The sequence below is a fragment of the Parapedobacter indicus genome (assembly GCF_900113765.1).
GTDB lineage: Bacteria > Bacteroidota > Bacteroidia > Sphingobacteriales > Sphingobacteriaceae > Parapedobacter > Parapedobacter indicus.
In genome coordinates, this window is the sequence record NZ_FOQO01000002.1 from 697,408 (window position 1) to 717,345 (window position 19,938).

At 50.4% G+C, this 19,938-nt stretch carries 18 protein-coding genes; 1 reads left to right on the plus strand and 17 read right to left on the minus strand.

All coding sequences use genetic code 11. The annotated features are described in order from the left end of the window. Window position 1 precedes the first annotated feature (1 nt). The 10 genes from BMZ56_RS06380 to BMZ56_RS06425 form a co-directional block, all read right to left on the minus strand. The gene (locus BMZ56_RS06380; RefSeq protein ID WP_090625647.1) at window positions 2-385 is read right to left on the minus strand and encodes a RidA family protein; all 384 of its coding nucleotides are present in this window, start codon (window positions 383-385) and stop codon (window positions 2-4) included. 32 nt (window positions 386-417) lie between these two features. Continuing rightward, on the minus strand, window positions 418-1,308 hold the full coding sequence (locus tag BMZ56_RS06385) for a dihydrodipicolinate synthase family protein (protein WP_090625648.1): 891 nt from the start codon (window positions 1,306-1,308) through the stop codon (window positions 418-420). 1 nt (window position 1,309) lies between these two features. After that, the gene (locus BMZ56_RS06390) at window positions 1,310-2,413 is read right to left on the minus strand and encodes a threonine synthase (protein ID WP_090625649.1); all 1,104 of its coding nucleotides are present in this window, start codon (window positions 2,411-2,413) and stop codon (window positions 1,310-1,312) included. Further along, window positions 2,410-3,696 carry a sialidase family protein gene (locus BMZ56_RS06395; protein WP_177195056.1) on the minus strand — a complete coding sequence of 429 codons (1,287 nt, stop codon included), beginning with the start codon at window positions 3,694-3,696 and terminating at the stop codon, window positions 2,410-2,412. Before BMZ56_RS06395 ends, BMZ56_RS06390 begins: the two co-directional genes overlap by 4 nt. Continuing rightward, window positions 3,659-4,468 carry an SDR family NAD(P)-dependent oxidoreductase gene (locus tag BMZ56_RS06400; RefSeq protein WP_090625651.1) on the minus strand — a complete coding sequence of 270 codons (810 nt, stop codon included), beginning with the start codon at window positions 4,466-4,468 and terminating at the stop codon, window positions 3,659-3,661. The genes BMZ56_RS06395 and BMZ56_RS06400 overlap by 38 nt, the downstream gene beginning before the upstream one ends. Then, a complete protein-coding gene (locus BMZ56_RS06405; RefSeq protein ID WP_090625654.1) occupies window positions 4,446-5,381 on the minus strand; it encodes a succinylglutamate desuccinylase/aspartoacylase family protein in 936 nt (311 codons plus the stop codon). Before BMZ56_RS06405 ends, BMZ56_RS06400 begins: the two co-directional genes overlap by 23 nt. A 1-nt stretch (window position 5,382) precedes the next feature. Next, window positions 5,383-6,183, minus strand: a complete 801-nt coding sequence (locus BMZ56_RS06410; RefSeq protein WP_090625657.1) for an SGNH/GDSL hydrolase family protein — start codon at window positions 6,181-6,183, stop codon at window positions 5,383-5,385. A 78-nt stretch (window positions 6,184-6,261) separates the two neighbouring features. Then, window positions 6,262-7,824 (minus strand): hypothetical protein, encoded by a 1,563-nt coding sequence (locus BMZ56_RS06415; RefSeq protein WP_090625659.1) that lies wholly within the window; start codon window positions 7,822-7,824, stop codon window positions 6,262-6,264. A gap of 50 nt (window positions 7,825-7,874) precedes the next feature. Further along, entirely contained in the window at window positions 7,875-9,647 is a 1,773-nt protein-coding gene (locus BMZ56_RS06420; RefSeq protein WP_090625661.1) for a RagB/SusD family nutrient uptake outer membrane protein, read from the minus strand. A gap of 21 nt (window positions 9,648-9,668) precedes the next feature. Continuing rightward, on the minus strand, window positions 9,669-12,866 hold the full coding sequence (locus BMZ56_RS06425) for a SusC/RagA family TonB-linked outer membrane protein (protein ID WP_177195057.1): 3,198 nt from the start codon (window positions 12,864-12,866) through the stop codon (window positions 9,669-9,671). 162 nt (window positions 12,867-13,028) lie between these two features. Between BMZ56_RS06425 and BMZ56_RS06430 the strand changes: the two genes are divergently transcribed. Next, complete coding sequence (locus tag BMZ56_RS06430; protein WP_090625667.1) at window positions 13,029-13,742, plus strand: FadR/GntR family transcriptional regulator; 714 nt, start codon at window positions 13,029-13,031, stop codon at window positions 13,740-13,742. A gap of 97 nt (window positions 13,743-13,839) precedes the next feature. Here BMZ56_RS06430 and BMZ56_RS06435 read toward each other — a convergent pair whose 3' ends face one another. The 7 genes from BMZ56_RS06435 to BMZ56_RS06460 form a co-directional block, all read right to left on the minus strand. Further along, window positions 13,840-14,976: a sialidase family protein gene (locus tag BMZ56_RS06435; protein ID WP_090625669.1), complete on the minus strand. Its 1,137-nt coding sequence runs from the start codon at window positions 14,974-14,976 to the stop codon at window positions 13,840-13,842. Window positions 14,977-15,188: 212 nt separating this feature from the next. Beyond that, window positions 15,189-15,350 (minus strand): hypothetical protein, encoded by a 162-nt coding sequence (locus BMZ56_RS25575; protein ID WP_177195058.1) that lies wholly within the window; start codon window positions 15,348-15,350, stop codon window positions 15,189-15,191. 250 nt (window positions 15,351-15,600) lie between these two features. Next, complete coding sequence (locus BMZ56_RS06440; protein ID WP_090625672.1) at window positions 15,601-16,437, minus strand: amidohydrolase family protein; 837 nt, start codon at window positions 16,435-16,437, stop codon at window positions 15,601-15,603. An 11-nt stretch (window positions 16,438-16,448) separates the two neighbouring features. Then, the gene (locus BMZ56_RS06445; RefSeq protein ID WP_090625676.1) at window positions 16,449-17,666 is read right to left on the minus strand and encodes a UxaA family hydrolase; all 1,218 of its coding nucleotides are present in this window, start codon (window positions 17,664-17,666) and stop codon (window positions 16,449-16,451) included. Then, window positions 17,647-17,943 (minus strand): UxaA family hydrolase, encoded by a 297-nt coding sequence (locus tag BMZ56_RS06450; protein WP_090625679.1) that lies wholly within the window; start codon window positions 17,941-17,943, stop codon window positions 17,647-17,649. Before BMZ56_RS06450 ends, BMZ56_RS06445 begins: the two co-directional genes overlap by 20 nt. Then, window positions 17,936-19,180 (minus strand): MFS transporter, encoded by a 1,245-nt coding sequence (locus BMZ56_RS06455; protein ID WP_090625681.1) that lies wholly within the window; start codon window positions 19,178-19,180, stop codon window positions 17,936-17,938. The genes BMZ56_RS06450 and BMZ56_RS06455 overlap by 8 nt, the downstream gene beginning before the upstream one ends. Next, a complete protein-coding gene (locus BMZ56_RS06460) occupies window positions 19,170-19,922 on the minus strand; it encodes a creatininase family protein (RefSeq protein ID WP_090625684.1) in 753 nt (250 codons plus the stop codon). Before BMZ56_RS06460 ends, BMZ56_RS06455 begins: the two co-directional genes overlap by 11 nt. Window positions 19,923-19,938 lie beyond the last annotated feature (16 nt).

Below are 19,938 nucleotides of genomic sequence, written 5' to 3' on the forward strand. Positions count from 1 at the left end.
CCTACTGTTTTACCATCGCCACGGCATCCACCTCAAATTTCAGCAAATCGCCCAAGCACCCGATCAACGTGGTCCGGGCGGGAAACGGAGCGCTGAAATATTCCTTGTAAATCTGGTTGAAGGCGGCCAGGTCTTCCTGGCTACCCACGTAGTTCCGCACCTGCACCACATTTTCAAAACCGAGTCCAGCCGCTTTCAGTATCTTCCCCAAATTGTCAAAAGACCGCCTGCATTCCTCTTCAAACGTGCCCTTTACGATGGTACCGCTTTCGTCTACGGATGCCTGTCCCGAAATGAATACGTATTGCCCTGCCTGAACAGCCGGGGAGAAAGGCAAAAAGCTCTGCGGTACCCCGTCACCAGTGATGTATGTTACATTTTCCATTGTATCGTCTCTTTTTATTACGTTCTTTTTTATTACGCCACAAAGGTTTCCATCCGGTCCAGTATCGATCGTACCTCCGCATCTTCCCATTCCTGCTGCATGGTCCCGAGGGGAGCCTTTGTCCGGCCGATGTCAATGCCATATTTTAGCTGCATTGCCTTCCTCAGGAATGTCCAGATATTGGGCAATACAAACAAGATGATCCGCTGGAATTCCAGCATAAACTCCTTCGCCTGCTGATAATCCCCCTGCTGAAATGCCTCCAATACCCGCTTGCACGCTTCACCCCAAAGGTTGTAAAAGGAGCCGATTGCGCCAACCGTACCACAAAGCGATGCTTGGCAAAACAATTCGTCTGCACCGCTGAACAGCCGAAGGCGTTCCCCCGCATGGAGATGAATGGTGCTGATTTCCATCAATTGCCCGGTCGTCAGCTTCATTCCCGCCACGTTGGGAATGTCCAGCAACCGGGTGACGAAGTTTCCGATATCGCCCATGGTATTGCTACCCAATTGATACGGAAAAAAGGGAAGATCGGTTGCCGTAGCAATCTGCCGGTAGTGAGCCAAGGCCGCTGTCGTGTTGCCTGTGAAATAAATAGGCCCTACGGATGAAACCGCATCCGCGCCTTTCGCCGCTGCATGCTTTGCCAGCCGAACCGATTCGTCGGTCGTCATCGAGCCGACCTGCACCATGACGGGCACCCGTCCGGCCGTTACCTGCATAACCTGTTCCGTCACCAATTTCCGCTGCGCCTCGGTAAACAGGACACCCTGTCCCGTTGAGCCCAGTATATACAAGCCGTCGAGTCCCTGTCCGATTAACAATTCCACCAACTTTGCCAGCTCATTCAACGCTGGGTTTCCTTCATCATCGACGGGGGTGAACATGGCAGGCCACAACCCACTAAATTTATCGCTCATTCTATTTATTGATTAATTGTATGATGTAATTTTTAAGTTCTTTTTCATTAGCCAAATAGGCATTTGCACTGGTCGACGCCATAACTGACGCACGCTGCACATCCTTAAAACCGTGTCCCGTTATTAGACAAACGATGGGCCGGTCGGGATCTAACGCTCCCGCAGCCAACGCCCGGCGTACGCCCGCCAACGCCACGGCACCAGCGGGTTCACAGAAGATTCCCTCTTTTTTCGCCAGCCAATCCTGGCATTCCCACACCTGTTCGTCCTGCACGCCGAATCCCGTTCCTCCGCTTCTCCGACATGCGGCGATCACTTCAAAGCCATCCAACACATTCGGTACCTGCAAACCACTGATTGCTGTCGTACTCTGTGGCACAGCCGTCGGATGCATCTCTCCGCCGGCCAACGCCGACACGATCGTGTCATTACCCATGGGCTGCACACAGTGCACGACATGATGGCCAGCCGAACCGTACTGTCGCTGCCAGCGCTCAAAGCCTCGTGCGACCGCCAAGGTAAGCCCGCCCCCGCCGGCCGGCACAAATACCTGTGTTCCGCCGTCAAACGCAGCCGCGATTTCATAGGCAATGGTCTGCACACCTGCCATCGCCTCCGGGCAAAAGCAGTACGCACTGATCTGCACGGAGGTCTGCTGTTCTTCGGCCAACCGCCCAAGCATCGTCATCACCTGTTCCGTCACTTCCGGGCGCTTACCAAAATCCTTCACCATCAACGTTGCAGCCCCGTACAGCCGCATTTGCTGAAGTTTGCCTTCCGGCGCGCCGTCCACGACGGCCATGATGCAGGGCAATTGTGCCGCGGCACAGTACGCTGCGAGTGCGGCCCCGGTATTTCCGCTGGATGTTGCCAAGCACACCTTTATCCCTTGCTGCACGAAGCGTGATAGGGCCATGGCCGCGAATCGGTCTTTGTATGATCCCGTCGGGTTCAGGTTTTCCAACTTGAAGTAGAGGTTATTTAACCCGAGCGACGGACCGATAAATCGGGATTTTACCAAAGGCGTATGTCCTTCTCCGAGCGACATCCGCGCACGGTTCTCCACCTCAGGAAGCAACGCGTGATATGTCCAGATTCCTTTCAAAATACCAGCTTATTCTCTTTTCCCCAGATAACCCGCGCGTTCCATAAGGTCCCATTGGCACCTCTTGGATGGGGTTCGTTACCAATCATGAATTCCGCATCGGTAACCCATGATTCATCCTTTGTGATCGATGCGGCCCCAAAATTACCCAGCATGACCCCGCGTTCCGGCATCAGGACTTGTTCGGTCGCCCGGATGACGTACAGTTCTTCTGGGTGTACCTGCGCCAAAAACAAGGGCGCCCGGTTGCGCGCGATGTGGTCGTTATTTGCTCCCTTTCTCGTATAAGACAAGAATAATCCGTCGCTATGAACCAACCAATGTGCTTGCGTATTATAGCTACCCAGCGCGGTCCCATCATCAAATTTCCACGGTCTTATCTCCTCCCAGTTTAGCCCATCCTGACTTCTCGAGACATATGCGGCGTCATTGTTTCTCAAGGTCAGGTAATACGTATCCTTGTAAAAAGCAAGCGACGGTTCGACGAGACCCCGGCCTCCTTCCACGGTCATTTCCGTACCGTGTTTCAGATAGGATAACCGCACACCGTCAAACGAACACTCCAACACGGTAACGGAGTAGTCCCCTCCGCCCGGCCCCCGGAAGTAAATGGGCAGCAGAATATTCCCGTTCGGCTTAACCAGCCATTGTGTACAACCGGGGTTAACCGAAAAAAATTTCCCATTTTCCTCCGGGATGCCCGCTATCGCCTGCCAAGGGGTCCACGTATTTTTCGCCGGATCAAATAAGGTATAATTGGCATCACGTGCACGTGGTTTCTCCGTCAGTTGCTTCCCGTTTCGATCATATCTTACTTTGATCCCAATGCCGAGAAGCTTCCCTGTCTTTTCATGCCAACCCGGTGTCACATCGGCAACACTGACGGTCGTACCATCCGGTTCATAGGTCCACGCTAGTTCGGGCACCTCTATGGGATCCGTCCAGGTTTTGCCAAGATCGTCGGTTCTCATATAGTATAGTCCGGAATAAAAATCGCTGACTTTCAGGTGTTTTTGCAGCGTCATAATCACTGCGGGTTTTCCTTTTTCACCGTACCCCGGAATTGCTGCTGTACGGGGATGAAACCACGCGAATGTCGGATTCAACGCTTGGTGGGCGACTTCGGTTTGCACACGGAATGGAAGGTGATCAATTCCTTCCCCAACCGAGAAATTTAAAAACAAGACGAGCGCAAGAATCGGTAGGGGCCTCCAAATGCGACGGCGATTTATCATTTTCTTCATCTCAAAACGCGCGGGGAAATTGGAGTTTCTTACTGGCATAACTATTGAAATTGTGGCTGAACCCGCCGTCGGCAAGGATCGTTGTTCCCGTAATGAAAGACGCCTGATCTGACGCCAGCCAAGCGACGAGTTCGGCTATCTCACGGGGTGAGGCGGCCCTTCCCAGGGGTGTCATCTCATTCATTTCCGCCTCCAGCTGCTTGGAAATGTTATTTCCTTTCGCATCTTGATAATCCCCACTCATGGCGGTTTGTACATTCCCCGGACTTACCCCCACCACGCGAATGCGGTCCCTTCCGTAACACGTTGCCAGTTCGTAGGTCAAGCTCTCCATACCGCCCTTGCAGGCTATATAAGCCGGACTATACCCGCCTGCGCGTTGCGACATCACACTGGAGATATTGATGATCACACCTGTATCTTGCTGCGCTGCCATTACCGCCGCGGCGTATTTAGCCAGGAAAGCCGGGGCGGTCAGGCATATCCGCACGGTTCGTTCCCAGTCCTCCAGGTGGATAGTTTTCATCGTTTCGATGGTCCGCCACGCCGCATTGTTCACTAACACATCGACACGCCCCCAGCGGGCCACCGTAGTTTCCACAGCCGCTTTCCAATAGGCCGAATCGGCCAAATCGCCCGCTACGATAAGCACCTCAGCACCCCACTTACTTTCCGCAGCGTCCCGTAATTTTATCAGTTCATGTTCATCCCTTGCCATCACCGCAATCCGGTAACCTTGCTCAGCAAATTTAAAGGCTGTTTCGTATCCGATACCCCGCGATGCACCACTAATTAATGCTACCTTCTCCATCGTTTATTATCAGTTTTTCATTTCGTTTTATCGGCATAATTCCACCCAACGCATCGCCTTTTACCACCTGTACGGAGCATCGCAGCAGGAATACCAATCCGGTTTCTTCCGCGAGTACGGTCGTCGATTGCCCGCTTGCGGGATCCACGATGCGACCGAAGCGTTGGCCGGCGGTAACCCAATCGCCAATCGATACTGCTGAAATGAATACCCCCGATCCCGGAGCCGGCATTTTTACCTGCAGGTACCCGCTATCGCGGCGGTGGTCTTCCAGCCAATATTGCCAGTCCGGCGCGGCGACTTCGCCTGATTCCAACATATCCAGTTGCGTCAGTACCCGCCTAACGGCATCTTTATAGCGATCAGCCACCTGTTCGCGGAAGCCGCTTCCTCCCCCGTATTCCAGGTAGATTGCCGGTACGCCGGCGTCCCGTGCAACGGAAAGTGTCCGTCCGTCGGGCCGATGATCCGTACCCCATATCAACGGCATTCCCGTGGCGACGGCCAACTGCTGCTGCTGCGCCAGCACCTGGCGATCCGGATGCAGCATATAGCCCACAAGCGGATAGATCTCCAACGCCAGGCCACCGGTATGCAGGTCGATCACCGCATCGGCTTGACGGATACGCTGGCTCACGGCATGCGCCGCCCGTTCGGACGACGATCCGGTCTCCGATCCCGGGCACACCCGCGCCAAATCCAATCCATCATCGCCCAATCTATTGCGCTTCACGTAAGCCCCCGCATTGACCAATGGGTCTATGGTGACGCGGCCCCGGCGGATGGTCCGAGCCAGTTCGTCTGCCAGTTCGACCAACGCAATCATCGGTTCATATTCATCGCCATGCACCCCCGCCAGCAAGAGCACATGCGGGCCGGTTTCATCGCCGTTGATCTGCCAGGTTTGTTTCATATCAATGCTCGCCTTCGTAATAGGGTGCACCGCATGTAGCCGCACTCTCGTCAAAAATTTGCAACCGTTTGAAAAGCAACCGTGCCATTTCCAAATGCCCCATCCCATTGGGATGCAACGGGTCATTCAGCCAATCCGCAAACACCTGTGATTCGCCTTTTTGCCGGATCGCATCCTGCCAATACGCCCAATGGTCTACGCCGACCACCCCATTGCGTTCAGCCACCTCGGCCACGGTCTGCGCATAGGCAGGGAGGTTGCTTCTTTCCGTCGCCTTTGCCGCGATAATAGGCGTAGGCACATGGAGCACCGGAATCGCACCCATGTCGCGCACCCGACTAACGATTGCCGATAGATTCCGTTCAAAATCGGTACGATTTACCTTCTTGGATGTCGCGCAGTCGTTGGTTCCCATCATCACAGATACGATCTGCGGCTTGAAATGATCCACTCGCCATTTCCAATCCGCCAACAAATCGGCCGTGGTGTTCCCGCTCACGGCGGTGTTAATGACCACGTCCCGTACGCGGCTCAGTTCCCACCGGACCCGCTCGGAAAACACCTCCGGATAGGATCGCCATCCGTGTGTATGCTTTGCCCCTTGGGTGATGCTGTCGCCCGTAAATAGCCAGACCGAGGGATCCCCGCCCTCCAGGCGCGATTTTATCGCGCGGAGGTCGTCGATGCCCTGGTTATCGTCCCGGAATCGCTGATCGCCGGCAAAGGCCTGGTACGCAGCCGTCGACGGAATCGCTCCCGCGATCAGCAAACCAGCCTTCAAAAAGTTTCTACGCGAATGCATACTCTCTTCGATATTATAGCGCCTTAAATTCAATGGCGGTGACCAAAAACTTGCCGTTGACGGGCAAGGCGCCTCCCTTTATTGGAATTTCAATGCGTAGAGATCCGCATCGTGCATTTTAAACCGAATTCTTACCGGCTTGCCAGCTAATGCAGAAACATCGCTTCCGTTTTTCCAATACACAACACGTTCAACGGCGTCACCAAATATTGGCTCACAGTCATCCATTGAGAATCCCGGCAGGGGATCACCTTTTTCGTCTGTCAATTCAACGTAAATATCTCCCATAGCAGAAGTCGAGAAATTAAGTGTTAACTCATCGCCCTCGAAAGTAAACGGCTTAGTCAACAATTCTCCGCCAGCTGCTGACGCATTTACCGACACGAACCCATCTAAACGCAATGTATATCGCCTTACGGAACTAGCATGGCCTTTCCAGTAAGTCTCGGTCACGTAAAAAGACAGTTCATTGGGTGCTCCCGCATCTTCAGATTTGGTCTCAACTACATGCCATGCAGCGTAGCTATCCCCATATGTCCACGTGCCTGGCCGTTCAATGCCTGGCCGGAGAAAAGCTTCATTCCATCGTTTAAACAATTGACCATCACGACTCGTCATAAGGAGTGTTTCCGTTATCGCTGTACCGTACCGTTGTGATTTTTTTGCTCTTTTTTCCCGTTCTTCCAATTCCGGTAATGCTCTCATAGACGTTGACCATCCACGGTCGACATAACGAGCAGGGAACCCCATCAAAATATGGGGAGCCCGATGGTACGGTTTTATTTGGTTTGTATAAAGTTCTTCCGGTGGTGAATCTGCGTAAGTTACATTGGTCTGATTTTCCCAATGGACGAAATCATCCGAGACGGCGGTGCGAATCGCCCGGAACCCGCCAAATTCCTGCATGGTTTTTGATTTTGACACAACATCGGATACATTTCCAGAATCCAATTTATTAAAGTATCTCCAATACGCCCGGTATTTATTGATAGTCGGATCCCAAAATGCCAAATTCTGGGAATCAAAAGCACCATCTTTGATAACCGGGTCGGAAGCCATTAATGACCAGTGGATCCCATCGGGAGATTTAAACGCAACCAACCCTGCATTAGGTTTCTTCCATTGTACCAAAAAAGCTTTATAGCGTTCGTCGACGGGCACATTCGGGTTTTCATCTTTAAACACTGCGGGATGCCCAGCATCGACTTCCAGTCCACCTACTTCCTCACTCGCAAATACAATATTATTATCTGTTGAGCCCTTGAACTCATGCAAACCCAAATGGGGTTTATACCAATGGATCCCATCCTTACTTTCGGCGTATGCACAATACAGTGGGTGATAATTGGCCAAATCGCTGCTTGCATCATGCTGCCACGCTTTGTAATACATCCGATATAAGTTACCATCTTTAAACACACTGTGATATCCGCTTCCGCTGCCTTCCCAGGGTTCGTCATGCACCAATACGATCTCTCGTTTTACGGGTTCGTGCAATTTTAGCGTCGCGCCGCTCAATTCCCCAATTAGGTAATCATCCACAAATAACTCTCTTCGGGACCCTATATCCAAAACATTCTGTGCGTGGCAAAAACCGATTCCTAAGGCCAATACAAGTACATAACTGAAAAATTTCATCATTTATAATTGTTAGAAGTTAAAGACTAAAATTTTGGTTTATTTTATTTAAATTATGGATGATCCCATCCGTCGTTTTGCACTAAATTATCGTTTATCACTAACTCACCAAACGGCAAGGGCATGTAATATTTATAATCCGGGTACTGACGATTCATATTGGCCTGCCACACTACATTCCCCGAAGTCCCATTAGACAGCCTAATCACGGCATTATCAACCACATAATAGTACACACGGGGTAGTGGTTCAGACGGCGCTGTTGCAACGAACATCACATCGGTTTGACCATCCTCATTGAGATCAATCGGTTCATTCATTGCCTTCACATAAATGCCGTCCTTGGACTTTTCGAGCAAATCACCTGCTTTCCAACGTAGTAAATCCGCATACCTAAATCCTTCAACAGCCAGTTCAATAGCACGTTCCCTTCTTATTTCCATTACCGCAATTGAATTGATCGTTGGGTAAAAATTCGCTTTCATATAGGGATCAAGTGTTGCGGGCATTGCAGTGGATGCGATGCCAGCCCGTTTCCGAAGCGCACCGACTGTTGTATTCCAATCGGCGTCGGATAGGGATCCCAGCTCCGCTTTCGCCTCCGCGTAATTCAGCAATACCTCTGCATAACGGATCAATGGAATGGCATTGTTCGATTGGCCTAGATTATCGTACCGACGATCGTCCAATGAAAATTTCAGTATGTGGTATCCGGTGCGGGCCTGCCCCAAGTACGGGGGCTCCACCGACCCGTCTGCACGGCGGTAAGACGGAGTCCGGATTGTTTGAGACAGCCGGAAATCTCTATTCTTTGTCTCTTCGTTAAATTCTATCTCATTGAATCCTGGCTGATCGGTAAACCGCGTTCCGTCTACATTCAGATAGGTATTGATAAACCTCCTGGTCAGGCTGGTTTGATATGCGCCCGTGTTGGCGTATACATCTGTTGCATTGTGCCATATACGCAGATTGTCACTAAATACTCTCGCCAGTATAATTTCATTGCTTGGAGGAGTTGTACTTGTGAAAAGACTTCTGTAATCACTAGCCGGATTACCGTTGTTTACTAACGAGTATGCCCCCGATTGAATTAAATCATTCGCAGCATCGGCAGCCTCTTCAAGCCAAAAGTTTGCGGAGCTAACCAAACCCAATTCGTCATGGTATTTCCTGAACGTTCCTTCAAACAGGCAAATTCTCGATTTCAACGCCAACGCCGCACTCTTGGTAATCATCGTAGCCGAATTATCTTTTACATCAACAATATGCTGTACTGCAAAGTCAAGATCAGCCAGCACCGAATCCATAACCAGTTCTCTGGAATCACGGGGTTTATACAGCGCTTCATCGGTCGGCGAGTGAGGGGTACCGTACCACGGCACATCGCCAAATAGCTTCACTTTTTCGAAATAGAAGTTCGCCCTAAAAAAACGCGCAATCCCGGCAAAATGGTTTTTCCGCTCTGCTGTCGTATTGGCTTTGTGATAATTTGCCAGAAAATAATTGATATTACGCAACTCTGTCCATATCCAACCTTGAGAATTCTGGCTGGTAAATCCGCCCGTGAGGTATGTAATATTTTGTGTCCAAGCGTTCACATCGCTCATAACGTCTCCGATAAAATAATATCCCTCCAGCACGCCCGATGTGCCATAAATTGCTTGTGCGGATGGCAATGCTCCATAAAAAGAGTTGACGTACAGTTGCAGATTTTCTTCACTCGCAAAAGCCTGCTCATTGGTTAGACTATCCAACGGGCCCTTATCAAGATATTTCTCGCAGGAGAATAAGGTGGTAACCATTAAAATTACATATAACCTTTTCATGACTTTGTTTCTTTTAATTATTTATAAGGTTAGGTTCACTCCAATGGAATAGGTTTTCAGCATAGGATAAGCATGCCCGTGCTGACCACCGGTTCCCGGATTCCCCGTAATCGCTTCCGGGTCGATATCTTTGGTCAATTTAAACATGGGGGAATACGTCCAGATATTTTGACCGGATAGATAGATAGCCGCGTTTTTTAGTCTTATACGTTCTGAAATTCGCTGTGGAATCCGATACGTGATTGTTAAATCCTTCAACCGCACATAACTGGCATTTTGAATGTACTTAGTTTGCGGTTGCAGTTGTCGTTCGCCATAAGGCATCGGGGCTTTGTACCTCGGAAAATACGCATCCGGATTATCCGGTGTCCATCGGTTTTCGTAGGTATGAACCGGCAAACTGCCGTACCAAACCGTATATTGGCCCCAAAATTCCGTCGCGCCATAACTTGGGTACCAATCACGTTTACCTATCCCCTGAAAGAAGGCAGAAACCGAAAAATTACTCCAACTCAAATCGGCCGTAAGGCCATAACTGTAGCGAGGCGTTGTATTGCCTATAATGGTCCAATCGCCGTGATCATCGAGGGTTCTATTCCCTTTATTGATCATTCCATCACCATTCAGGTCTTTGAATTTGACATCGCCCGGCAATGGAATATTGCCTCCGGAAGCAATCACCGCCGACTGATCAGCGTGTGACGCAATATCTTCTGCAGAAGTGAAAAATCCTTCTGTTTCATAACCCCACAGATCGCCATATCGTTGTCCCTCGTAAAAATTAGTAGCGAATGTATAGTCATTTTGCGTAATCAGTCCCAACGGATTGTTAAATCGCGTGATATAAGATATATTATCTGAGAAGATCGCTCTAATTCCATAGAACAGTGGTTTGGCCATATCGATCTGATCCCGCCATTGAACGGACAATTCATACCCTTTGGTATGTAGATCTGCATAGTTGCCGGTTGGGATTGCCGCGCCGAATACCACGGGAATCTGTGGGCCGGCAGTAATCATATTGATGGTTTCACGCCGGTACCAATCAAAGGTAGCACTCAACCGGTTATCCAATAATGCGGCATCCAACCCAAGGTTAAAAGTCCGAGCGGTTTCCCAAGTAAAATCATCTGCAATGACCGCCGGGTTTCGGATATAGGCTGGTTGTTGTCCGTTAAGGATATAGGTGGCCTTTGCGGCTCGCAGCTGTTCAACAAAGAGGTATGGAGCAATCTGGCTATTGCCCAAAGCACCGTATGATGCACGTACCTTCAAATCGTTCAGCCAAATGTCCGACCAATCCATGAAGCTTTCTTCGTTAATCCTCCAACCGGCAGACACCGAAGGAAAGAACCCAAATTGCTGGCTTTTTGGAAATTTCGATGAGCCATCGTATCTCCCATTCACTTCTAACAGATATTTCTCATCGAAATTATAGTTGATACGTCCAAACACACCCGCGATAGCCCACTGATTACCCCCTCCGGTTATTGTGAAGTTCTGCCCTACGGCCAAATTCAAGTCGGACAATTCGGGGATGAGCAACCCGTCGCGGGTAACACTTTGATTTTCCAATCGATTGTCCTCTAAATTGCCGCCAAGCAAAATTTTGAAATTATGTTTACCGATTGTATACTGGTAATCGCCGTATAGGTTATAGGTAAAATAGTTCTGCAAAATCGAGGCTTTAGTGAGCTGACGTACGTTTTGGTCAATTACCTCACCCGGTCTCCGGCTATAAGGCACCGATACCAACTTAGTCATGTCTTGGGTACGTGTATTCTGATAAGAAAAATCGCCCCGAATATTCAGTTTACCATCGAGAAACGACGCCGCCAAGCTAATATCCTGTTGAAATAAAAATCTGCTTGATTGATTTTCATTACCAGCCATACTGATTCCCAATGCGCCTGCAGCCTGTTGAGTCAGTGTTCCATCTGGATTATACAAAATCCCCATTGGGGCACCATACCCATTAACATTTAACAAAGAAAATACATTGGCGCCCCTAAAAGGATCGGTATAATTATAGTTCGAAAAGTTGGAATTGCTTGATACCTTTAGCCAATCGGTCACTTGGACACCACCTTTAACCCTAACGTTATAACGGTCAAATCCGTTATCTGCAAGCCTGTAAATCCCGTCCTGCTTGTAATATTTACCGGATACCATATAATCCAGCTTTTCATTGGCTCCCGAGAAAGAGATAGTGTGATCCATCCCCTGTATCCCATCGGCATAGAGTAATTTTTCCCAATCCGTGTTTCCATAGTACACATAATTGCCCGTAGCCGGATCAACTTCCACTTCCGGCAAACCCGGATTCTCCGAATGTTCTTTCAACGCATCGAGGTATTCTTGTGAAAATAGCAGGCCACTTGCCCCCACGGTTGCGGGAAAAGATGCATTATCATACCATCCTGCGTACGACTCTGCAAACATTTTCGCCCATCTATACCCATCGGTTACTAAATTGCGTTTGACCGTACGATCCAATGATGAAAACGCCCCTGAATAGTCAATCTGGCTTCTCGACCCCTTTGAACTCTTGGTTGTAATCAGAATCACGCCGAAAGCACCTCGGGCTCCATAGACCGCTGCTGAGGCGGCGTCCTTCAGCACAGTGACACTCTCAATGTCATTCGGATTCAGAAAAGCGGGGTCCCCTACTATGCCGTCAATGAGTACCAGCGCTTCTCCACCAGCACCAATAGAAGTCAAACCCCGCACATTGAACGCAGGGTTGGATGTTGGGTTTCCATTGGATTGGTTAACATTCAAGTTGGGAATAACTCCTTGTAGTGCTCTTGAAACCGATGGTACCGGTCTGTTTTCAAAATACTCCGATCCCACTTGATCTACAGATCCAGTTAGATTTACCCGTTTTTGTGTGCCGTATCCCACGACTACAACTTCGTCCAACTCGGTCTGCGCATCTTCAAGGACGATGTCGAACGTCTCTTTCGCACCTATCGAGCTCCTTACTTCTTGTTTTCCAACCAACGAAAAAATCAGAAATTTCGATGTTTCCGGCACTGTCAGTTTAAAGCTGCCATTGTCGTCTGTTTGGGTTTGAACCGCTTGATCGTCGGTTGTAATCGTAACCGTGACCAGCGGATTACCGCCCGTATCGCGTACTTTGCCTGTTACCAATCTCTGGCCAAACGCGACATGAACGCACCCCGAAACCAAAAGGAGATAAAATAAAAGTCTTTTCATAATATATAACGCGTTAGATTTAATACATATGTACGACATATGTATAGCAAACATAGAAACTAAATGTTCAATTTCCAAACATTTTTTAAAAATGTACGACATATTTATTTTTCCAGAATAAAATGCCTTATTTTTGCAACCGCATTAAATGGATCCTTTTCGATGTCTTTAGAAAAATTACGACCTGTCGAAAATTTAAGTCAGGTCGACAAAATAGAAATGAGCCTGCAGGAATATTTACGCAGCGAAAATTTCCAGCCCGGTGATTCTTTACCAAAAGAATTAGAACTCGCCCAAGCAATGGGCGTTAGCCGAACAGCTATTCGGGAAGCTCTTTCCCGCTTTCGTACTTTAGGCATCATCGAATCGCGCAAAAACCGAGGCATGGTCATAGCTAAGCCGGACGTTTTTAATAATATGGAACGCGTGCTCGACCCGCAATTGCTCGACGACGAGACGATGAACGAGATTTTTGAAATGCGACTCGTCATTGAAGTGGGTTTAGGCGATGTGCTTTTCCTCCGAAAAAATGATGCCGATCTGTCTAAGCTGGAAAGAATTGTTGAAAAAGAGGAAAAGACAACTAAAAAGATCGATATCGTTAAATACGACATCGAGTTTCATTCCATGCTTTATAAGCTTTCGGGCAATAAAACGATCATGAGGTTCCAAAAAATGCTGTTACCGATATTTGATCATGTATATGCGAATCTTTCTAAGGATACTGAAGCCTATACGGGCAATATACCGGAAGACATGAGTCCCGTCTCCCACCGTGACTTGCTTAACACATTAAAAAATGGCAATCTGGAACAATTTCGAAGTCAAATGCGGACGCATCTGATGGTTTACTTTAAAAAATTGAGTACGGATTAATCCGCCTCATTTACCCAACAAATCATCTTCACACAGTAGAATGCAAATTGCCTCGCCTAGTCGTCGTTCTCTCAACAATATTTTGGTCAATCAGCCATTACAAATACAGCCAATCTACATCCAGCCGCCGGACATCGGTAACTGAAAGATGCGTTTTTTGGGATGAACTACCCGCGCAATAGCTTAACAATACCCAGTCTTCCGCTACAAAGTCCACGGCAATGTAGCAATACCAGCCATCCGGATCGGTTTCGATATCTTTAACGTGTGTCCACGTCTTTCCCTCGTCGCTGGATATCGCCACGGTCAGCGGTGTCCGCTTATCCTTGATATCAGGATTACTTCCATCGTTGTTGTTCCACACGAGCAATAAATCTCCGGTTTTCGGAATCCGTTTGATTGTCGCAGGTGAAAGCGGAGAGGCAATATTACTCTTTTCAATTGGACTCCACGTAGCTCCGCGATCCGATGAATAGGACAATTGCTGCGCGCCGCCACTGGCGCGAATGTACATCATGATCCGGCCATCCGTTAACTCTATCAGCCCTGGTTCCTGGGTAATGACCCCTTGTTCATTGGGTACGACTTCACTTGACACCCAGTTCTGCCCGTTGTCGTCTGAGTAATACGCGTACAACGACGCCTCGTTCTTCCACTCGCCGTTGGGGGTCTGGTGAAGCGCCACCGCCATCATCAAACGTCCATCCTCCAGTTGAATAACCCGATCGTTATTTAAGACAAAATATCCTTTCTTATCGGTAATGCAGGCAATAGGTTCGCTCCACGTTTCCGCTTCGTCAGTTGAGATGCGCATCATCGGTATGCAATCCGTCACCGCATTTTTCCGCAGGTAAAACAAGGCTATATTTCCGTTCTGTAACCGCAGGAGTGATACCGACATCACATTCATATCGCCCTCCCTTTCAACGATCAGCCGATCTTCCATAGACCAGGTTTTTCCACCGTCGGACGAGGTACGTCCCGCCAAATAAGCGGGTGCGTGATCACTCGTAGATTCTCCCGTGTAACGGCTATATACAAACAATATGCGTCCATCCTTTAACGAGATAAAATCTCCTTCGCTATTGCGGGGATTGTCAGGGCCGGGCGGTAAATGGAGTACCCGCTCATTAACAGGTTTATCAGCCGATTTGGAATTGGAATTCTGACAACCTCCCACCAGGAGTACAACACACAGCATCGTAAGTTGCCAACCGCTATTTCTTATACACATTTAAATAATTTTAACTGGTTATTTTTCTTGTTTGTTTTTGATCATATTCGTCATTCTGGCCTATATATTAAGTTCGAGGTTCAGTGTGTTTTCTGAAATCGAAAAGCACCAAAATACTACTCACTACCTGACCCTGAACTGGCAGATGTTCCAACGATACTGGTTCAGAGATTCTGAAAGTCTAACAATTTTACATTTTTTTTCCAAGACTTTTACACTACATCCAATTTTATATGCGTCGTAGCCAGCCGGCCGAAGGCAGCGTTGGCAATGGTCTCTTCGCCGGTGATATTACACCGGCTACCGATTGAAATTGCCGGCGATGGTGGCCACACGGCAATCCGGAACAATTCAGGAGCCAGATGCGCACGCACCTGATGGTCTACTTTAAAAAACTAAGCACAGAGTAATACTTCGACAGCCCCGACGAGGACGTTTTGATATGTCCGTTGTCAAAACGTTCCGCATCATCGAGCGGTCCGCTGGCGCTTTCGGTGCGGTCACGTTGCAATACCGGTGCAAAAAACCGCCAGCAGACTGCCCCTTCACCGCACGTATATCACTAAGCCACCCGCAGCAGTCTGGCAGCAGTCTGGCTGCAGTCAGACGGCAGAGATACAATCGTTATCCCGGCAAGTCATAAAAACGCGCACAATTGCCTCCCCAGATCTTTTCCTTTTCCGCTTCGCTGAGTTGGGCCATATTTTCAGACAATATGCGGCAGGTTTGGGTATAGTCGGCACCAACCAAGCACACCGGCCAGTCGCTGCCGAACACCAATCGGTCGGAACCGAATATTTCCAGCACCGCATCCAGGTAACGGGCGAAATCACTGGATTGCCAGACATGCCAGTGGGCCTCCGTGGTTAGCCCAGCTATTTTGCACGAAACATGAGCTTCCCTGCCAAAAGGTTCCAGCGCCCGGCGCCACGTCTCAAATTGCCCGTCCCGGATAGCGGGTTTGGCGATGTGGTCGATCATAAACCGCTGGTTCGGGAATCGCCTCACAAACTCCAGGGCATAAGGCAGGTGCTTCGGATAGATCAGCACATCGTAGGTCAGTCCGCGCCTGCCAAGCTCCGCAACCCCCCGACAAAAGTCGCCCCTGAGCAGAAAGTCGTCCTGCCGTTCCGATTGCACGATGTGACGATAGCCTTTAACCACCGGGTATTGCGAAAAATGATCCAGGCGGTCGGCGACATCGGGCGAACGTAAATCTACCCAACCCACTACACCTTGGATAAAATCATAGGCTTGGGACAATCCAATCAAATACGCTGTCTCGGCCTCGCTTTGGTCGGCCTGCACGGCCACCCCAGCTCCAATGCCTTCTGCCATACATAGCGGCAGCAGTTGATCGGGACTGAAATCCTGTTTCAGCACGCCCATTTCATCGGAGATCCACGCATCTTTCACCGGCTCATAGTTCCAAAAGTGCAGGTGACTGTCTATTTTCTTCATCGATCAACAGCTTACGCCAAGCACGAAGGCCCCAGCGGCTCAAAACTTTTGTACTGCAACGAAAACTCCCGGTGGCCCAACTTTTCCGGACAGCTGGGTGTACCTCCCGCAACGGCTAGGACCTGTTCGACGATCTCATTGCCGACCTCTTCAGCCGTTACCCCTTCGGTAAGTATTCGCCCTGCATTTACGTCCATGTCTTCGCGCATCCGCGCATACGTTTCGGGGTTCGCACAGATCTTGATGACCGGTGAAATGGCCGATCCGGCCACGGATCCACGACCCGTAGTAAATAACACAATATGTGCACCGGAAGCAATGAGTTCATTCATCTCCGCTATATCGGTGGGATTGGGGAAACCGAAACGCGGTTCCCCGTCGGGGACGATGTCCATTAGATACAGACCCGGTGCGGGTGGAATATCCGCCGGCTTGATCAGTCCGCGGATCGGTGCGGTTCCGCTTTTTACGTACGCGCCCATCGACTTTTCTTCCAACGTGGTCAACCCGCCTTCGGCGTTACCCGGCGCAAAGCTGCCATGCCCCATCGTCGCGTAATAACGCGCTGCCTTGACAATGGTCTTTTCCAATTCATCAGCCAATTCCGGTGTGGTGGCCCGTGCGGCTATCAGCCGCTCCAAACCGATCATCTCGCCCGTATTCTCAAATATCGTCGTACATCCCATCCGATGAAGCCGATCGAATGCGCAACCGGCCGCCGGATTAGCGGTAATGCCACTGGTGGCATCGCTTCCCCCCGAGACGATTCCGACAGTGAGTTCCTGAGGCTGCAGGGAGACCCGCGGCACCGCATCGAGCTTCAGAAGGGTTTCGGAAATAAATGTACGGCCACGGGCGACGGCAGCACTCGTTCCCCCTGCCTGCTGGATGACCACCAACTCCACAGGGCGCCCGCTGGCCTCAACGGTTTCCAGCAGCCGACTGCGGTTGAAGCTTTCGCAACCCAGCGATACCAACAACACGCCCCCGACATTCGGATGCGTGCACAACGCCCGCATCATCCGGTCGGCATAGGCATTGGGATAGCAGCCACTGAACCCGATCACCTGAACCGGATCATTGGGGTAACCGGAGGCAATCACACTGCACACATGATGCGCGCACTCTACCAGGTAGGCAACCAATATCACGTTGCGGATACCTTTCCGCCCATCGCTGCGCAGGTAGCCCGGTATCGGGGCAGCTTCACTATTTGGCAATGTATTCATCAGTCAACGTATAGGTGGGAAGATAATCACTTTTCAGGTTATGCAGGTGCACATGTGTACCCATGGGGATATCTTCGGTCGCCGAACCAATCGGGACGCCAAACTTAATTACCTGCTCGCCTTTCTGGATAAAACGCGTGGCCACTTTGTGCCCAAGACTCAGCGGTACCGCCGAAAGGACGGTTTGTCCGTCTATCACCACAGCTTCGCCCGCAGCCAGCGGCTCGCGCAAGACCCGCACGTTGTCTGCGGGATGAATGTGCAACAACTTATCCATGACTTCCCTCGCTTTCTGCCAGCACGGCATGCGGCGCATTCCGCGGCGGGATACGGCTTCCCCATAGGGCATAGTAAAACATAAACAGGTAAGATGGCAGACAAACCAGGTAAGCCCATTGATAGCCCACCCGTTCTGCCGCAAATCCGTAAACCAGCGGAAGGATTGCGCCACCAATGATCCCCATTACCAGCATGGCGGAGCCGGTTTTGGTGAATCGACCCAGTCCGGTTAAAGCGAGGGGAAAAATGGTCGGCCACAATAACGAGTTGGCCAGTCCCAATCCCCCGACCAGGTAGATGGAAATCGCTGGCGGAACCAACGTAATGGATACCACCGTAGCGACACCCAATAGGCAGCATAAGGCCAGCGCTGTACGCTGACTCACCAACTTCGGGATAAAGACGATACCGGCCAGGTAGCCGCCCACCATGCCAAAGGTAGTCAGCCACACATAATGTTCGGGCGAAGGCAACCCCAATACCTTTGCATAGTCGTTGATTGAACCCAACGCCACGATCTCCACCCCTACGTCGAAGAAGATCGCCACAGCCCCCAAAACCGCATGCGGGTACGCCCATATTCCCCGTGTATCGTGACCGTTTGAAGTTCCGTTTGACGTTTCGTCTGCTTCACCCTCGGCGTGAATATTCGGCAGTGGCGAGCGCAGTACCGCCAATCCCAGGAGAAACAGGGTTACGGCAATGGCATAGAACGGGATAACGGCGTCCGTCAACCGGATCGCAGACAGGTCGAGGAACGAGCCCAGCACCAAGGAAGCTCCAGCCAACGCCAGCTTATCGGCGATGCCCATCGCACTGATGCGGCTCGCGGCGCTTTCGGCAGGCCCAATGATGGTCACGTAGCTGTTGATCGCACCCGTGAGCAGGGTCTGTCCCATTCCGATAATAAATAGCGCTGCCAGGAAGAGCGGAAATTGTCTGACGGTGGCCGAATAACCGATCAGCGCAAATCCCACCGCAATCATGGCGAATGCAACGGTGATTCCCCGGCGATAGCCCACCCGTTTCAATATCCGCCCCGAAGGCAGCCCAAAAAGGATATAGGCCGAGAAGGTAGCCGTCATGATCAGGTAAGAGGCGGCTGTAGAAACCGTAAAAGCCTCCTGCACGAATGGAATAAAATAGGCATTGATCCCCACGCTGAAGCCCAGGATCACGTACATACTTCCGATAATCAGCAAGGGCAACAAGGGAGTCTTCGCATTAGGTATCATGGCGTACCGGTATTAATAAGTTGCGCAAATGTTCCATCACCAGTGTCTTTACCTGTGCCCCGTAGGCTGGCGTGGCCGCTGCCGCCGTTCGTGTATACCAGGTTCCCTGCTCCCATTGCTCCATGGATACCCCTTCCGGGCAGAATGCCATCATCATGGCCGTCTCCAGCTTACCGGCATGATCTATCGGATGTTTCTTTTGTATCTCGTCGCTCAGGAACGGATGGATTTGTATCCAGCTGAATGGGTCGTCACCCGCTTCGTGCTGTTCGTAGTAGTCTGCTCCATCCGCATTGCCCCACCAACCCGCACCACGTTCCCGTTCCAGGTAGCTAAAAATCGCCTGCCGCGCGCCCAGCTTGAACGATAGATCCGTGGGCATCCCGGCCGTAAAGTTTTCACTTTGGTGGTGTACCAGCACATGGATGTTGCGGAATCCGATGCGCAGCAGGTTATCGAATAAGTTCTGCGCAAACGGATACAACAGCTCCGGACCGCTGTGGACACTGCCCTGGCTTACCGGCGCCACGGCAAAGCTGCTGGCACCGTAATAAAACGGCGGAAAAATGACCAGTGGCATCTCCTTTTCCAGTTCGTCCAGCGCCCGGGTAATCACGAGTGTATCGACGCCGGTGCAAAGGTGCTCGCCGTGGTATTCCAACACCCCCAACGCCAGCACAACGGGCGTGTTGTTCGCAATCGCCTCCCGTATTTGGGAAGGAAACATGAATTCGTATCGCATCTACCTTGGTTTATCT

Coding starts and splice junctions, on each gene's coding strand:
- BMZ56_RS06380 (WP_090625647.1), bottom strand. CDS start 385: ATGGAAAATGTAACATACATCACTGGTGACGGGGTACCGCAGAGCTTT.
- BMZ56_RS06385 (WP_090625648.1), bottom strand. CDS start 1,308: ATGAGCGATAAATTTAGTGGGTTGTGGCCTGCCATGTTCACCCCCGTC.
- BMZ56_RS06395 (WP_177195056.1), bottom strand. CDS start 3,696: ATGCCAGTAAGAAACTCCAATTTCCCCGCGCGTTTTGAGATGAAGAAA.
- BMZ56_RS06400 (WP_090625651.1), bottom strand. CDS start 4,468: ATGGAGAAGGTAGCATTAATTAGTGGTGCATCGCGGGGTATCGGATAC.
- BMZ56_RS06405 (WP_090625654.1), bottom strand. CDS start 5,381: ATGAAACAAACCTGGCAGATCAACGGCGATGAAACCGGCCCGCATGTG.
- BMZ56_RS06410 (WP_090625657.1), bottom strand. CDS start 6,183: ATGCATTCGCGTAGAAACTTTTTGAAGGCTGGTTTGCTGATCGCGGGA.
- BMZ56_RS06415 (WP_090625659.1), bottom strand. CDS start 7,824: ATGATGAAATTTTTCAGTTATGTACTTGTATTGGCCTTAGGAATCGGT.
- BMZ56_RS06420 (WP_090625661.1), bottom strand. CDS start 9,647: ATGAAAAGGTTATATGTAATTTTAATGGTTACCACCTTATTCTCCTGC.
- BMZ56_RS06425 (WP_177195057.1), bottom strand. CDS start 12,866: ATGAAAAGACTTTTATTTTATCTCCTTTTGGTTTCGGGGTGCGTTCAT.
- BMZ56_RS06430 (WP_090625667.1), top strand. CDS start 13,029: ATGTCTTTAGAAAAATTACGACCTGTCGAAAATTTAAGTCAGGTCGAC.
- BMZ56_RS06435 (WP_090625669.1), bottom strand. CDS start 14,976: ATGTGTATAAGAAATAGCGGTTGGCAACTTACGATGCTGTGTGTTGTA.
- BMZ56_RS06440 (WP_090625672.1), bottom strand. CDS start 16,437: ATGAAGAAAATAGACAGTCACCTGCACTTTTGGAACTATGAGCCGGTG.
- BMZ56_RS06445 (WP_090625676.1), bottom strand. CDS start 17,666: ATGAATACATTGCCAAATAGTGAAGCTGCCCCGATACCGGGCTACCTG.
- BMZ56_RS06450 (WP_090625679.1), bottom strand. CDS start 17,943: ATGGATAAGTTGTTGCACATTCATCCCGCAGACAACGTGCGGGTCTTG.
- BMZ56_RS06455 (WP_090625681.1), bottom strand. CDS start 19,180: ATGATACCTAATGCGAAGACTCCCTTGTTGCCCTTGCTGATTATCGGA.
- BMZ56_RS06460 (WP_090625684.1), bottom strand. CDS start 19,922: ATGCGATACGAATTCATGTTTCCTTCCCAAATACGGGAGGCGATTGCG.